Source organism: Hyphomonas sediminis (assembly GCF_019679475.1).
In the GTDB taxonomy this organism is placed as follows: Bacteria; Pseudomonadota; Alphaproteobacteria; order Caulobacterales; family Hyphomonadaceae; genus Hyphomonas; species Hyphomonas sediminis.
Window position 1 is genome coordinate 779,276 of the sequence record NZ_JAIEZP010000001.1, and the last position, 15,376, is coordinate 794,651.

Sequence of the window (15,376 nt, forward strand, 5' to 3'; positions counted from 1 at the left end):
AGTCTTAGACTGCTATGGGGCGGGTCAGATTGCGGAAGGTTCTTCCAGCTTGCCCGCTTTTGAGGCATAAGCCGCCGAATGACCGGCACCCCCGACCAGAAGCCTCTGAAGGGCCTGTTTATCAGGACCTATGGCTGCCAAATGAATGTCTATGACTCCGAGCGCATCCGCGATGTGCTGCGCCCGCTTGGCTATGCGCCGGTGGATGCCCCTGACGCGGCAGACCTTGTGGTCGTGAACACCTGCCATATCCGAGAAAAGGCGACCGAAAAGGTCTATTCCGAGCTTGGCCAGCTGAAGCGCATGAAAGAAGCCTCGGGCGGCCGCATGACCATCGCTGTCGCTGGGTGCGTGGCGCAAGCTGAGGGTCAGGAGCTTATCCGCCGCCAGCCAGCTGTGGACCTGGTTCTAGGTCCGCAAGCCTATCACAAGCTTCCTGAAATGATCGCCCGCGCCAGCCGAGCAATCGGCGACCGTCTGGAGACCGAGTTCGATACGGTCGAAAAGTTTGACGCTCTTCCCAAGACGCGCGAAGCCGATGGCCCGACGGCCTTCGTCTCGGTTCAGGAAGGCTGTGACAAGTTCTGCACCTTCTGCGTGGTGCCCTACACTCGCGGCGCCGAGATTTCGCGCCGGGTGGATGATATTGTGGTCGAGACGCGCAGCCTTGCCGCTCAGGGCGTGCGTGAAATTACTCTGCTCGGTCAGAACGTGAATGCGTTCCATGGGCCTGCGCCTGCTGTTGAGGGCGGTGAAGACTGGACTCTCGGCCAGCTCTGCCGCCATCTGGCGCGGATCGGTGGAATCGAGCGTATTCGCTATACCACCAGCCACCCGCGCGACATGGATGACGATCTCATCGCAGCCCATGGCGATACGCCGGCCCTGATGCCGTTCCTGCATCTGCCGGTTCAGTCGGGTTCTGATCGTATCCTCAAGGCGATGAACCGTGGCCACACCGCTGATCACTACCGCGATATCATCGCGCGCGTCCGCAAGGCGCGTCCGGATATTGCTATTGCGTCGGACTTTATTGTCGGCTTCCCTGGTGAAACGGACGCCGACTTCGAAGCGACGATGCAGCTCGTTCGCGATGTCGGCTATGCGATTGCCTATTCTTTCAAATACTCCTCGCGTCCCGGCACGCCAGCAGCTGAAATGCACGGTCACCTGCCCGAAGCGGTGAAAGATGAGCGGCTTCAGGCGCTTCAGGCTCTGCTGCGGGAACAGCAGATGGCGTTCAACGCCTCGCAGGTCGGCGAGTCGCTGCCAGTTCTTGTCACTGGCAGGGGACGCAATGAAGGCCAGATGCATGGCCGTTCGCCCTATCTGCAGGCCGTCCATTTCGAGGGCCCGGAAAGCCTCAATGGGCAGATTGTTGATGTGAAGATTGTCGGGTCGAGCCTCAACTCCCTGACGGGTGAACTCGTGCGTGTGAGCGAGGCAGCCCTGTGACTGGCAAACGCCGCACGTCATCAGACCCTGATCCGAAGATGGTGAGCCGCCTTTATGAGGTGCGCGAGTCCGAGCGCCTGCGTGATCTCTGCGGTCCCCATCATCGCCACCTGACGCTCCTGGAAACGCGCCTGAAGCCTTTCAGCGTGAGTGCCGAGAGCCAGGGCGGCGGGATTATGCTTGCGGGCAGCCAGGAAGGCGTTTCCATCGCAGAGGCTGCACTCGCGGAGTTCGAGCGCAGGCTGCGTGGCGGCGCTGAGCCCAGCGAGATGGAACTCGATGGCGCCTTGCAGGCCGCGCAGGCGCCTTCTCAGACATTCACCGGCCTTCGCGGTCTGAAGAAGTCCGTCACCGCGATGACGCGCGGGCAGGCGAAGTATCTGGAAATCCTGTCCAATCCGGACAATGCGCTTGTGTTCGGTGTCGGCCCGGCCGGTACGGGTAAGACGTATCTGGCTGTGGCGACGGGTGTCGCGGAACTCAATGCCGGTATCCGCCAAAGGCTGATCGTGACCCGCCCGGCGGTCGAGGCCGGCGAAAAGCTCGGCTTCCTGCCGGGTACGCTTGAAGAGAAAGTCGATCCCTACATGCTGCCCATTTGGGACAGCTTGCGCGAGCTGATGGGGCAGGAGCAGATGGAGCGGCGCATGGCGCGCGGCGAGATCGAGGTTGCGCCGATTGCTTTCATGCGGGGGCGCACCCTGAAGAATGCGTTTGTTATCGTCGATGAGGCGCAGAATACGACAGCGGCGCAGATGAAGATGGTGCTAACGCGTCTTGGCCGGGACAGCCGAATGGTCGTGACCGGTGATCCGGACCAGGTTGACCTGCCGGGCAGCCAGGAATCCGGCCTCAAACAGGCGCTGCGTATCCTGAAGGACGTTGAGGGGATATCCGTTCAACGCCTGACGGCGGCCGATGTCGTCCGCCATGGCCTCGTCAGCCGGATTATTGATGCCTACGCTGCGTCAGGGGAGAGCTGAGGCCCCGCCATGATTAGTTTCGACCTTCTCGTCGAGGATGACAGTTGGGCGGCGCTCGGTAGTCTCGAGGCTCTCTGCAAAAAGGCTTTCGATGCGGCGTCAGCTATTGCGCCGGCAGGTGAGGGCACCATTGCGCTGCTGCTTGCCGACGATAGCGCATTGCATCAGCTGAATCTCGATTTTCGCGGCAAGGACAAGCCCACAGACGTGCTGTCTTTCCCTTCACTGCCGATGGACCGTCCGTTCCTGGGAGACATTGCCGTAGCTTGGGGTGTGTCCGCCGCAGACGCTGCAGAGCAGGGCAAGGCGCCCGCCGACCATCTCTTGCACCTGCTGATCCATGGCTACCTTCACCTGCTCGGATTCGATCACGAGACGGATGAAGAGGCGGCAGAAATGGAAGCACTGGAAATAAAGGCGCTTGCCTCCCTTGGCATTGCTAATCCATACCGGAATGACTGATTGGAAATGAGTGATTCAGACCCCTCCGACGCGGCTCCGGCCGGCCGATTGCGAAGCTTCTTCGGATTCCGCAAAAAGGCAGCTGAGCCTGTAGCGCCTGCGGGCAAGGACGCCGAACCGGCGGCTGCGCCCCAGGTCATGCGCCTTCGCCTTGCCGAGTTCGAAGAGCTTCGTGTTGATGATGTGATGATCCCGCGCGCGGACATCAAAGCTGTCGAGGCCGGTATCAGTCTCCAGGAACTTCTGGAAACCTTTGCTGAGGTGACCCACTCGCGTTTGCCGGTTTTCCGGGAAACGCTTGATGACCCCATTGGCTTTGTTCACATCAAGGATCTTGTGACGGAACTTGCCAAAGGTGGAACTTTGCCCCGGCGCCCGCTCGAGCGTCTGCACCGGGAAGTCCTGTATGTCCCACCATCGATGAAGCTCACCGATCTGCTCGTGAAGATGCAGGCGACCCGCATTCATCTGGCGTTGGTCGTGGACGAGTATGGCGGCACCGACGGCCTGCTCACGCTGGAAGATCTTGTGGAAGTCATCGTGGGCGACATTGAAGACGAACACGATGATGAGGAAGCTATGTTCGTGCGGCGCAGCCCCCGTGTTTGGGAAGCTGATGCGCGTACGGAAATAGAGGATTTCCAGGAGGAAACCGGCGTTGATCTCAGCCTCGATGAACTGGATGCAGACATCGATACGCTTGGCGGCGTTGCCTTTGCGCTGGCGGGGAAAGTTCCTGTCCGCGGAGAAGTGCTGCGCCATCCGGGCGGCGCCGAGATTGAAATCATGGATGCGGATGCCCGGCGGGTTCGCCGGCTGCGTCTGCGTTTGCCAGAGCCCCCGCCGCAGCCCGCTGCCGAGGAGTAGAGTTTCGACATGAGCAAAGCTGTGCGCAGTCATGGATTTACTGCGCTGGGGCCTCTGCATGAGGCCTTTGCGCGTCTGTCTGGCCTTTCGGCGCTCGCGGCAGCCTTTGCGCTGGGCGCGCTATCGGCTGTCGCGTTTGCGCCTTTCCATTTCAGCGCTGTGCTGGCGATTTCTTTCACCGGTCTTGTCTGGATGATCGATGGCGCCAGGGCGCAGGCGCGCTGGGGCCGGGCGGTATTTCTGCGTGGTTGGGCCTTCGGGACGGGCTTTTTCCTTGTCAGCCTTCACTGGACGGCGATGCCGTTCCTGGTCGATCCGGCGCGCACCATCTGGTTTATCTGGATGCCGCTGGTTCTGCTGCCGGCGGGCATGGCGATTATCTGGGGTGTGTTTACGCTCATGGCGGGTGCCTTTTGGTCGGCGTCGCCATCGCGCGTTTTCATCTTTTCACTGTTCTTTGCCCTAGCCGAGTTCACACGTGGTCACCTGTTTGGTGGTTTTCCGTGGAATCTTCCGGGCACCACCTGGATTCCGGGTGGGGCGTTGTCTCAGGCGGCCTCGCTCGGCGGGGTTTATTGGCTGACGCTGCTCACCGTTTTCATCATGGCGTCTCCGGCTGCGCTGGTCGATACGCGCGAAGCGCGGGGCATTCCGCTGCGTGTCGCGCCCGCGCTTGTGTCTGTGGTAGCGCTAGCGCTCGGTTGGGCTTGGGGCGCCAATCGTACTGAAGAGCCTTCGCCGCTCACTGATCAGGCCGTCGTGGTTATGGATGCCGGCGTTCCGCAAGACCAATGGGACACGCTTGGGCCCGACCCTGTGCTCTATGAATACCTGCGCATGCTGACCTATCCTGACAGTCGGCCTGGCGATGTTGTCGTCTGGCCGGAAGCTGCTGTGCCGGCGTACCTGCTGCAGGACGCAAATGCGTTGGACGCGATCGCAGCCTATATTGGGCAGCGCAGGCTTATTGCAGGTACGACCCGCTATGAGCTGACAACCACGGATTCCCGCACCTATTACAACAGTCTCGCCGTGATGGACGAGACCGTGAACCAGACCGGCCCGCTTGCGCTCTATGACAAGCACCGCCTTGTGCCTTTTGGCGAACTCGCTGCCGTCAACTTCATTCCGCTTGGCGAGCGGCTCAGTGCCTATCTTCCGCCTGCTGTACAGCGTCTGGCGGCGGACGGGTTCCGCCCCGGCGCGGGTGCTACAGCGATCGATACCGGCGGACTTCCGCCATTTGTGGCACTCATCTGTTATGAAGGACTGTTCCCGGAGATTTCGCGAAGCGTGAACCTGACTGACCGGGCAAAGTGGATGGTTCTGATTTCCAACGATGCCTGGTTTGGCCGCGGGATGGGTCCCGCCCAACACTATGCGCAAAACCGGTATCGTGCGATCGAGACCGGCTTGCCACTGGTGCGCGCTGCCAATCGTGGAACCTCAGGCATTGTTGACGGTTACGGCCGCGAAGTGATGCGCACCATTCCAGCAGAGACGGCACCTCAGGGCTGGTCTACCTCTTATGGTCGGGCGCGGCTGCCGGTCGCCGCTGAGGTGACCCTGTTCCAAAGTCGGGTTGGCGCCTCGCTTTTCTGGGCAAGCCTCTGCCTGTTCGCGCTACTGGCCTTCGCAAGCTGGAGGCGTTAAGCCCTTATCTCCACGGAAAATGGCGGCGCCACCTGAATGAGTATGTCTGAAAGCAAATTGCCGAGCGGGATCGACCGCGTCGTCGGCAAGAAAATCCGTCTTCGCCGGCGGGAGCTGAAGCTGACTCAGGAAAAGCTTGGCGAATTGCTCGATTTGACGTTTCAGCAGGTGCAGAAATACGAAAAGGGCGTGAACCGGGTATCGGCGGGCCGCCTCTTCGAGATAGCCGGCGTGTTGGAAGTTCCGGTCGGTTACTTTTTTGAGGGGGCCGAGGAGCTCGCTGGTCTCGAAGCCCCGGAACTCGCTGAAGAGCCGGATGACGGCGGCCTGCAAGTGCTGTCGGACGAAGTTCTGGAGCTGATCTCGGCATTTCAGAAGATTGAGGATGCCTCTTTGCGTGGATCCCTGCTTGCGACGGTCCGCGCGGCGGCTTCTGCGTTTGAAAGTCGGCTCGCCGATCAGGATAGGGCCAGTCAGGGGCCGCCGCGCGCATGACAGATCCGACCGAAGCAGAGTTTCGGGATCGCCCGTTGCGCAGCTTTGGGCGCACTGGCGGACGGCCGCTGTCGCCTCGTCAGAAGGCGCTTATGGCCGAGAAGCTGCATGCCTATCGCATTCCGGCGGGCGATGCTCCGCTGAACCTTGAGGCGTTGATTCCTGGGAAACGCGCTTATTGGCTGGAGATCGGCTTTGGCGGCGCGGAGCATATGGTGGAGCAAGCGCGCCGGAATCCGGATGTGGGCATCTTCGGCTGCGAACCCTTTCTGGAGGGGGTCGCCAAGGCGCTTGGCGGAATTGAAGATACTGGCGCTGACAATATCCGGCTCTGGCCAGATGACGCCCGGCCACTGATCGAACGCCTGCCTGATGCAAGTCTGGAGCGGGTCTTCATCCTTTTTCCGGACCCATGGCCGAAGCGCCGGCAACATAAGCGCCGCCTCATTCAGCCAGCTTTTCTGAAAATGCTGCATCCGAAAATAAAACCTGGCGGTCGACTTCGCTTCGCGACGGATGTGATCAGCTATGCCGATGAGGCGTTGCACACACTTACGGCTGCAGATGGTTTTGAATGGTTGGCCAGCTCGGCAGACGACTGGCGCAAGCCGCCACAGGACCACATCACCACCCGCTATGAATCCAAGCAGCTGGGTGACTGCAAACCAGTCTGGTTCGACTTCCAGATTGCCTAATCTGCCGGTTTTTCTTGACGGAAACGCGGCCTCATGCGCTAATTAGGTTTATCGAAACCGGCCGGTCTGAATATCAAGACCCCGTCAGACCGACGGCAATGACTTTCCCTCCTCCGTTTTCGACAGGCACCGTATGGCACAATCCCGTGCTGGCGCGGCCGAAGGAACGTCAAAGGAAAGCCAAGCATGGCAACCGGCAAAGTTAAATGGTTCAACGATCAGAAGGGCTACGGCTTCATCAAGCCGGATGATGGCGGCGCGGACATCTTCGTCCACATTTCCGCTGTCGAGCGCTCGGGTCTCAAAACCCTCGCCGAAAACCAGGCGATTTCTTACGAGCTCTACAAAGACGAGCGCCGCGGCAAGACCTCGGCAGTGGACCTGAAAGTCCTCTAATCGTCTCTGTCCTCAGACAGATAGCGGCGGCGGCTCCTGAGGGGGCCGCCGTTTGTGTTTTTGCCCCTCTCGACATCCGGCGAGTTTGGGATTATCTAGCGCGCAAGTCGAAATATATCGGCGGCGGGTCCGGAAACGGGTCCGCCGCTTTTCTTTAGCGCGGAATGCCACTTTTACATGATTGCCCTGACCGAACAGGAACGCCGCATCCTTGCCCTTGTCCAACCCGTTGCGGAGGGCATTGGCATGGAAATCGTGCGCCTGCGTATCCAGGGCGGCCGCCGGCCTCATTTGCAGATCATGGCTGAGCGGGCAGGGGGGGCGCCTACCGATGTGGAAGATTGTGCCCGCCTTTCGCGCGCGCTGTCTCCGACCCTCGATACGGCAGATCCCATTCCCGAGGCTTACACGCTGGAAGTCTCCACGCCTGGTATTGACCGTCCGCTGACCCGGCCGGGCGACTTTGCGCGCTGGATTGGTCACGCCGCCAAGGTTGAGCTGGCGCGTCCGGTTGATGGCCGCCGCCGGTTTACGGGCATCATCACGGGCGAGGACGAGAACGGCGCGCATATCGAGCTTGATGACGAGACCGAACTCGTCGCCGCCGTCCACGAGATGAGCCGGGCAAGCCTTGTGCTGACAGACGAATTGATCGAAGCCGCGCGGGCAGCCGGCAACCTGCCGCCCCAGCCGGAAGACGATGAAGAATCCCTCGCCGATTTTGAAATCGACGAGTCCGAAGACGAAGATGAAGAGACAGGAGATGTCCAATGAGCGCCATCGGCGTTTCAGCCAACCGGCTTGAAATCCTGCAGATCGCCAAAGCGGTTGCCGAGGAGAAGTCGATCGACCAACGCATCGTGATCGAAGCGATGCAGGAAGCGATCGAGAAGGCCGCCAAGGCCAAGTACGGCCAGGAACACGACATCCGTGCCAAGATCGACGCTGTGACCGGCGAGCAGACGCTGTGGCGTGTGCAGACGGTCGTTGCCGATGAGGACTTCGAAGACGAAGCCAAGCAACTGCGCCTCGCCGAAGCCAAGAAGATCGACGCCTCGCTTGAGATCGGCAGCGAACTCAAGGAAGAGCTGCCACCGTTCGATTTCGGCCGTGTGGCTGCCCAGACTGCAAAGCAGGTCATCACGCAGAAAGTGCGCGATGCCGAGCGCGAGCGTCAGTATAATGAATACAAGGACCGCGTCGGCGAAATCGTTTCCGGCATCGTCAAGCGTGTCGAGTATGGCCATGTGATTGTGGACCTTGGCCGCGCCGAAGGCATCATCCGACGCAATGACGGTATCCCGCGCGAGAACTTCCAGCCCAACGACCGCGTGCGCGCTTACCTTTATAAAGTGAGCCGCGAAGTGAAGGGCCCGCAGATCTTCCTGTCGCGCGCTGCGCCCGATTTCATGCGCAAGCTGTTCGCCCAGGAAGTTCCGGAAGTCTACGAAGGCGTTATTCAGATCAAGGCCTGTGCCCGCGATCCGGGTTCTCGTGCGAAGATCGGCGTGATCTCCAACGACAGCTCGATCGATCCGGTCGGCGCCTGTGTGGGTATGCGCGGCGCGCGCGTCCAGGCAGTTGTCGGCGAGCTTTCCGGCGAGAAGATCGACATCATTCCGTGGAGCTTCGACGCTGCGACGTTTATCGTGAACGCGCTTCAGCCGGCCGAAGTTTCCAAGGTGGTGCTGGATGAAGATGAGCGCCGGGTCGAGGTTGTCGTGGCCGACGATCAGTTCCCGCTGGCCATTGGCCGCCGCGGACAAAACGTGCGCCTCGCATCCCAGCTCACCGGTTGGCAAATCGACCTCATCACCGAGTCGGCAGACTCCGAGCGCTTCCAGAAGGAATTCCAGGAGCGTACCGAGCTGTTTATGAAGGCTCTGGATGCGGACGAGACGTTGGCCCAGCTGCTCGCTTCGGAAGGCTTCGAGTCGGTTGAGGAAATCGCCTATGTGGCGCCTGACGACTTCATCACGATCGAAGGCTTTGACACCGATGTGGCTGAAGAGCTGCAGGAGCGTGCGCGCGAGTATCTCGAGCGTGTGGCCACCGAGAACGATGCGAAGCGCCGTGAACTCGGTGTTGAAGACGAAGTCATGGAACTTGAAAGCATGACCCCGTCCTTCGCTGTGAAGCTTGGTGAGCAGGGCGTGAAGACGGTTGAGGATGTCGCCGGTCTCGTGCCGGACGACATCACCGGCTATCGCGAGCCCGGCCCTGACGGCAAGCCGGTCTGGGTTGAGGGCATCCTGAAGAAGGGTGAGATGCGCAAGGACGACGCGCAGCTGTTCATCATGAAGGCGCGCGTTGTGGCTGGCTGGATTGAGCCGGGCGCGATCGACGAGATGCTGGCACAACAACGCGCAAGCCAAACGGCGCCGGAGCTGACCGAGGAGGAGCGTGCGCTCCTGGCCCTGGGTGAGCTTGGCAATTCGGGCGGCGATGAGGGAGACGAAGAGGCCCTTGCCGAGGAACTCGGCATCGATCTCTCCGAACTTGAAGTGGAGGGCGGCGATGACGAGGCCGCATCCCGAGAGTGATCCGCGCCTGATCGCAGACAATTTGGAAGATGGGCAGGGCGAGGAAGATACTTCCTCGCCTGAGCGCCTATGCGCGGTGACACGCGAGCGGTTGCCGAAGGCGGCAATGCTCCGGTTTGTGTTGTCTCCGGACGGTATCGTGACGCCGGACATCGCTGAACGCTTGCCGGGCAGGGGCGTCTGGGTGAAGGCGGAAAGGGGCGTTGTTGAAACAGCGGCTCGCAAGGGCGCCTTTGCGCGGGGTTTCAAGTCCCAAGTGACGGTTCCGGACGATCTTGCCGGATTTGTTGAGCGGTTGCTGCTGAAGCGGACCGTTGAGCTTCTGGGCCTTGCCCGAAAAGCGGGCCAGGCGATCTGTGGCTTTGATCAAGTGCGCGACGCGCTGAAGGAAGGGGCGCCCGCCTTCCTGCTGGAAGCGTCGGACGGTGCGGAAGATGGCCGTTCGAAGGTGTATTTTCTCGCAAAAGCCCTATATAGCGGCGTGAAAGTTGCCGGTGCGCTTAGCGCGCCGGAATTGGGCATGGCATTTGGACGCGACCGTGTGATACACGGGCTCGTCCGCAGGGGGGCCATCGCGGAGAACTGGGAGTTGGCCTATAGGCGCCTCACCGGCTTTCGCGAGGCTCCAGAGTTGACCTGGTTCAAGGATACGGACCGGTAGCGGAAACTGCCGGAACGCTGAGGCGTTCCGGCGCAACGTGTGATATGTAGGACGAATGAGCGATAACAACGATCAAGGCAATTCCGGCGGGCGCAAGCCGCTTACCGTGGTTCGGAAAACTTCCGGCACGGTGAAGCAGAGCTTCAGCCATGGGCGCTCCAAACAAGTGGTCGTGGAGACCAAGAAGCGCCGTCCGGTTTCCGCAGGGGGCGGGCAGGGTGAAGGTGGCGCAGGTGCTGCGCCGGCCGCGCCTTCTGCTGCAGAGGCAATGGAAGCCAAGTTCGTGGCGTTGGCCGCGAAGCTCGGCATCACCGTTGCGGAGCTGAAAGCCCGGCAGAAAGTGCTCGATCAGCGCAAGGCTGAGGAAGCCGCTCGCGCGAAGGAACTTGAACGCGAGAAAGCCGCTCAGGACCGCCTGCGCTCCGAACAGGAACGTAAGATCCAGGAGACGCGTGAACGCGAGGAAGCTGAAGCCCGCCGCAAGGCCGAGGAAGAAGCCGCCAAGGTTGCCGAGGCTGCCGCCCGTGAACGGGCAGAGCGCCAGGCAAAAGCGCCGCGCGCTGCTCCGGCGACTCCGGCACCGGCCGCTGCTGCCGGCGCCAGCGAAGAGGATGACAGCGGCCGCAACAAGCGTGGCAGCAAGCCTGTCCGCGATGATCGCGGCGACCGCGCCCGCGAAGCTGCCAACAAGGCCTCCTCTCGCGACACCGGTGAACGCCGCCGCGGCAAGCTGACAATTGCGTCTGCGCTCGGCGATGACGAAGCGCGTCAGCGGTCGCTTTCTTCTGTCCGCCGTGCCCGTGAACGGGAACGTGAGCGGCGGATGGGCGGGGCAGGCGATCGTGAAAAGGTCTCGATCGAAGTTACACTGCCTGAGACGATTACGCTTCAGGATCTGGCCGGCCGGATGAACGAGCGCGTCGCAGACGTTGTGAAGTTCATGATCCGTCAGGGCGAAATGCTGCGAGGCAACGATATCATCGATGCCGACACGGCCGAGCTGATCGCGGCCGAATTCGGCCACTCGGTTAAGCGTGTTGCTGAATCGGACGTCGAAATCGGCCTTGAAGGGGAAGCGGACCGCGCCGAGGATCTGAAGCCGCGCGCCCCGATCGTGACGATCATGGGTCACGTCGATCACGGCAAGACTTCTCTGCTCGATGCTCTGCGTAAGACGGACGTTGCCGCCGGCGAAGCGGGTGGCATCACCCAGCATATCGGCGCCTATCAGGTGCAGCTCAAATCGGGTGAGCGGATCACGTTTCTCGACACGCCGGGCCACGCGGCCTTCACGGCGATGCGGGCGCGCGGTGCGAACGCAACCGACATTGCGATCCTCGTTGTGGCGGCCGATGACTCGATCATGCCGCAGACGATCGAATCCATCAATCACGCCAAAGCGGCCGGAGTTCCGATCGTCGTCGCAGTGACCAAATGCGACGTGTACGAAGCCAATCCGGAAAAGGTGCTGACAGACCTTCTGCAACACGACATCCAGGTTGAGGCCATGGGCGGCGCAACCCAGGCCGTCAAGGTTTCGTCCAAGACCGGAATGGGCCTTGATGAGCTGACTGATGCGATCTCGCTGCAGGCTGAACTGCTTGAGCTGAAAGCAAACCCCGATCGCGACGCCGACGGCGTGGTGATCGAGTCGAAGCTCGACAAAGGCCGTGGACCCGTTGCGACCGTGCTGGTGAAACGCGGCACGCTGAAGCGTGGCGATATTGTCGTGGCTGGCGGCCAGTGGGGCAAGGTACGCGCACTTGTTGACGAGCGTGGCCAGCAGCTTCCCGATGCGGGCCCGTCGCTTCCGGTCGAAGTTCTCGGTCTTGATGGCGCGCCCGATCCGGGCGAGGCCTTTGTGGTTGTCGACAGCGAATCCCGCGCTCGCGAGATTACGGAATACCGTGTCCGGACGAAACGCCAGATTGCCGGGAATGCAGGTGCAGCAGCGCGTGCGTCTCTCGACCAGCTGATGAACCGCCTCAAAGACGGCGCCATCGAGACGAGCGAGCTCCCGGTCGTCCTCAAGGGGGACGTGCAGGGCTCGGTCGAGGCGATCACCATGTCGCTCGACAAACTGTCGACCGAAGAAGTCCGCGCACGTGTCATCCACGGCGCTGTGGGCGGTATTTCGGAATCCGATGTGCTCCTGGCACGTTCTTCCAACGCACCGATCTTCGCGTTCAACGTTCGTGCCAACAAGCAGGCGCGTGACCTGGCGGAGCGTGAAGGCGTCGAGATCCGGTACTACTCGATCATCTACGACCTGATCGATGACGTGAAAGCGACACTGTCGGGTATGCTTGCGCCGGAGAAGCGCGAGACCTTCCTTGGCTATGCCGACATTCTGGAAGTCTTCAACATCACCAAGGTTGGCAAGGTTGCCGGCTGCCGGATTTCCGAAGGCAAGGTCATGCGTGGCTGCGGCGTACGCCTGCTGCGCGACAACGTCGTTATCCACGAAGGCAAGCTCAAGACGCTCAAGCGCTTCAAGGATGAGGTGGGCGAGGTCAATGCCGGTATGGAATGCGGTATGGCATTCGAGCGGTATGAAGACATCCGCGTTGGCGACAAGATCGAGTGCTTCCAGGTCGAGGAAATCGCAAGGACGCTTGCGTAACCGAAACAGATGGCACGCCGTCCCACTCCTCCAGGACTTCCTTCCCAGCGCCAGTTGCGCGCTGGGGAGATTATCCGTCATGCGCTTGCCGAGATCATCTCGCGCGAGGACTTCCGCGATCCGGACCTCGCCAATGTGATCGTCACGGTAGGCGAGGTGCGCTGCTCGCCCGATCTCAAGCATGCCAACATCTTCGTCACACCGCTGGGTGATGAATCCGCGGACGGCCGCGCCCGGCTCGCGGAAGCGCTGACACGGGCGAGGGGCTTCCTGCGCGCCCGTCTGGGCCGAGAGATCGACATGAAGTTTACGCCCGAACTGCACTTCATCGCCGATGCGTCCTATGACGAAGCGACGGCCATTGACCGGCTGCTGGCTGACCCGCGTGTGCGGCGGGATGTTGAAAGCGGCGATTGAGGGCAGCGCTTCGCCGTCTTTCTGCCTTTTTGCTTTGTCATTTGACAGGATGGGGTGGTCCTGCCAGCCCTTTCTATCAGGGTAACGGGGCTCAGAATGGACCGTCAGACACTCGACATGGAAGGCGCCCGCCAGGGCGAAGTATCGGCGGCATCGCTGCAATTGGCTGACGACACGATCGCCATCCGCAGAATTGCTACCATGTCGATCGAGCGGCATGAGTTTGCCCCTTGGGACACTCCGCGCAATCGCAAGACACAAGGCGTGTATGCCACGCTGTGTGTGTCGCTTCTCTTCATTGGCCTGCTGGCACTGGGTTGGTGGGCGCTTCGGCCCGGCCAGGAGGATGCCGTCTTCGGCCTGTTTCCCGGCATCGGAATGCTGCTGATCGGTGTACTCTTGGGGGTGCGGGCGGCCATGATCGCCGTCATGCTGAAGCGCCGCGAGCCGTATTTTCGGCTTCTGATCGGCACGTCGGACGGTCGGCAAATCCCGCTGGTGGACAACAACCGCGATGTGCTGGTGCAAATTCGCGATGTGGTCCGTCATAAGCTCGACACGGGCGACACGGCAGTGACGGGCGACTTTGATCTCAATCTGGACCGCGTGAATTTGCGGTTGCCGAAGGATGTGACCCTCGGCGCAGCGGTTGTTGCCGCCGATCCGCCGACAGCGCCCGCGCGCGCACGCGACGTGGATGACGACGTGTTTGATGGCCCCAGCCTCAAATTCTGACGGCACCTATCGCCGCAGGCTGCAGCAACGGTGATTGACGAGGGCCGGTGCTTGGCCCTATGCGGCGCGATCAGATAACAGATCATACTCCCCGGGCGTTCGAACCGCCGGGTTGGCATTTGCTGGAGATTACTTTGTCCCGCCAGAGAAAGCGTAAAGGCGAGCCCATCACGGGCTGGATCAACCTGTTCAAGCCCGTGGACATGACCTCCACCCAGGCTGTGGCGATCATCAAGCGGCTCTACAATGCCGACAAGGCGGGCCATGGCGGCACGCTCGATCCGCTGGCGGATGGTATCCTGCCGATCGCGCTTGGCCAGGCGACCAAGACCGTCCAGTGGGCCATGGACTCCCACAAAGAATATATTTTCACTATCCGCTGGGGTATTTCGACCGCCAGCCAGGACGCAGAAGGCGAAGTGACAGCCACTTCCGATGTGCGCCCGGACCGGGCTGCCGTCGAGGCGGCGCTGAAGAATTATATCGGTACGATCCGACAGGTGCCGCCGAAGTTTTCCGCCATCAAGGTCGCCGGTGAACGTGCCTATGACCTGGCGCGGGAAGGAGAAGCCTTCGAGCTGGAAGCCCGCGAGGTGGACGTGCACGCAGCCAGCGTGATTGGCATGCCTGACGCCGACCATACGGTGATCCACGTCGTTTCCGGCAAGGGCTTCTATGTCCGCGCGATGGCACGCGACCTTGCTCACGATCTTGGCGCGGAGGGCTATATCAGCCAGTTGCGCCGCAACCGCGTTGGCGCGTTTGGCGCGCAGGCGGCAGTCTCGATCGAGGACCTTGAGGCCCTGAAAGAAGACAAGCCCGGTCTGATGGCAAAGCTCCAGCCGCTGCACGCAGTGCTCTCAGGCATGCCGCAGGTGCAGGTTTCGGCACATGACGCGGCCAATATCCGTCAGGGCCGGTCGGTCATTCTGCTGCCGCATGTGGTGGAGCAATGGCGCGAAGGCCGCAAAGACGAGGACGACCGGGTGGCCCTTGCGCTGGCCGGAGACGACGCTGTGGCGCTTGGCGAAGTACGCGCTGGGCAGTTTGAGCCCGTTCGCGTTTTCGCCGGTTAATCAAACATCAGACGGCCCTGCCGCCCCGGCCAGCGCGCCGGGTGAAGCAGCGCATTCCAGTGTTTCCGTGTCGTTGCCTGCGCAAGGCGTTCTCTTCGGGTAAGAGACTTTCCGGAAAATAGAAGCGGCGCTGGCGGCGGCGGTGGCTCATGAGAAGCTCCATACATCAGTCTCCGGACTGGCTGTGCCATCCGGGTTTGGGGCAGTTCAGGTGGCTTAGCCAGCAGTCTTTCAGACAGCTGGCCTTCTCGGGGAAATCGCAGTGCGATTTCTGATCTCTCGAAGGGAGCCTTGCGCGGCGGGCGCCGCGGCGCC

The 15,376-nt window shown here is 61.4% G+C and carries 15 protein-coding genes; all 15 read left to right on the forward strand.

Translation table 11 applies throughout. The features are described from left to right. The first annotated feature begins 78 nt into the window (after nucleotides 1-78). On the forward strand, nucleotides 79-1,455 hold the full coding sequence (gene miaB, locus K1X12_RS03910; protein WP_225907863.1) for a tRNA (N6-isopentenyl adenosine(37)-C2)-methylthiotransferase MiaB: 1,377 nt from the start codon (nucleotides 79-81) through the stop codon (nucleotides 1,453-1,455). A gap of 38 nt (nucleotides 1,456-1,493) precedes the next feature. After that, the gene (locus K1X12_RS03915) at nucleotides 1,494-2,438 is read left to right on the forward strand and encodes a PhoH family protein (RefSeq protein ID WP_220988786.1); all 945 of its coding nucleotides are present in this window, start codon (nucleotides 1,494-1,496) and stop codon (nucleotides 2,436-2,438) included. Between the two features lie 9 nt (nucleotides 2,439-2,447). Continuing rightward, nucleotides 2,448-2,900, forward strand: coding sequence for an rRNA maturation RNase YbeY (gene ybeY / locus K1X12_RS03920; protein WP_220986326.1), 453 nt, complete (start codon nucleotides 2,448-2,450; stop codon nucleotides 2,898-2,900). A 6-nt stretch (nucleotides 2,901-2,906) separates the two neighbouring features. Beyond that, entirely contained in the window at nucleotides 2,907-3,767 is an 861-nt protein-coding gene (locus K1X12_RS03925; protein ID WP_220986327.1) for a CBS domain-containing protein, read from the forward strand. A gap of 9 nt (nucleotides 3,768-3,776) precedes the next feature. Further along, a complete protein-coding gene (lnt, locus tag K1X12_RS03930; RefSeq protein ID WP_220986328.1) occupies nucleotides 3,777-5,420 on the forward strand; it encodes an apolipoprotein N-acyltransferase in 1,644 nt (547 codons plus the stop codon). Between the two features lie 36 nt (nucleotides 5,421-5,456). Then, complete coding sequence (locus K1X12_RS03935) at nucleotides 5,457-5,915, forward strand: helix-turn-helix domain-containing protein (protein ID WP_225907864.1); 459 nt, start codon at nucleotides 5,457-5,459, stop codon at nucleotides 5,913-5,915. After that, a complete protein-coding gene (trmB, locus tag K1X12_RS03940) occupies nucleotides 5,912-6,610 on the forward strand; it encodes a tRNA (guanosine(46)-N7)-methyltransferase TrmB (protein WP_225907865.1) in 699 nt (232 codons plus the stop codon). Before K1X12_RS03935 ends, trmB begins: the two co-directional genes overlap by 4 nt. A gap of 186 nt (nucleotides 6,611-6,796) precedes the next feature. Beyond that, on the forward strand, nucleotides 6,797-7,006 hold the full coding sequence (locus K1X12_RS03945; RefSeq protein WP_220986329.1) for a cold-shock protein: 210 nt from the start codon (nucleotides 6,797-6,799) through the stop codon (nucleotides 7,004-7,006). 177 nt (nucleotides 7,007-7,183) lie between these two features. Continuing rightward, entirely contained in the window at nucleotides 7,184-7,780 is a 597-nt protein-coding gene (rimP, locus tag K1X12_RS03950; RefSeq protein WP_220986330.1) for a ribosome maturation factor RimP, read from the forward strand. Next, nucleotides 7,777-9,549, forward strand: coding sequence for a transcription termination factor NusA (gene nusA, locus K1X12_RS03955; protein ID WP_220986331.1), 1,773 nt, complete (start codon nucleotides 7,777-7,779; stop codon nucleotides 9,547-9,549). The genes rimP and nusA overlap by 4 nt, the downstream gene beginning before the upstream one ends. Next, complete coding sequence (locus K1X12_RS03960) at nucleotides 9,524-10,210, forward strand: RNA-binding protein (RefSeq protein WP_220986332.1); 687 nt, start codon at nucleotides 9,524-9,526, stop codon at nucleotides 10,208-10,210. Before nusA ends, K1X12_RS03960 begins: the two co-directional genes overlap by 26 nt. A 55-nt stretch (nucleotides 10,211-10,265) precedes the next feature. After that, nucleotides 10,266-12,833 carry a translation initiation factor IF-2 gene (infB, locus tag K1X12_RS03965; RefSeq protein ID WP_220986333.1) on the forward strand — a complete coding sequence of 856 codons (2,568 nt, stop codon included), beginning with the start codon at nucleotides 10,266-10,268 and terminating at the stop codon, nucleotides 12,831-12,833. Between the two features lie 9 nt (nucleotides 12,834-12,842). Continuing rightward, nucleotides 12,843-13,250, forward strand: a complete 408-nt coding sequence (rbfA, locus tag K1X12_RS03970) for a 30S ribosome-binding factor RbfA (RefSeq protein ID WP_220986334.1) — start codon at nucleotides 12,843-12,845, stop codon at nucleotides 13,248-13,250. A 96-nt stretch (nucleotides 13,251-13,346) separates the two neighbouring features. Then, entirely contained in the window at nucleotides 13,347-13,985 is a 639-nt protein-coding gene (locus K1X12_RS03975; RefSeq protein ID WP_220986335.1) for a hypothetical protein, read from the forward strand. A 134-nt stretch (nucleotides 13,986-14,119) separates the two neighbouring features. Further along, a complete protein-coding gene (truB, locus tag K1X12_RS03980) occupies nucleotides 14,120-15,061 on the forward strand; it encodes a tRNA pseudouridine(55) synthase TruB (RefSeq protein WP_220986336.1) in 942 nt (313 codons plus the stop codon). The last annotated feature ends 315 nt before the right edge of the window (nucleotides 15,062-15,376 follow it).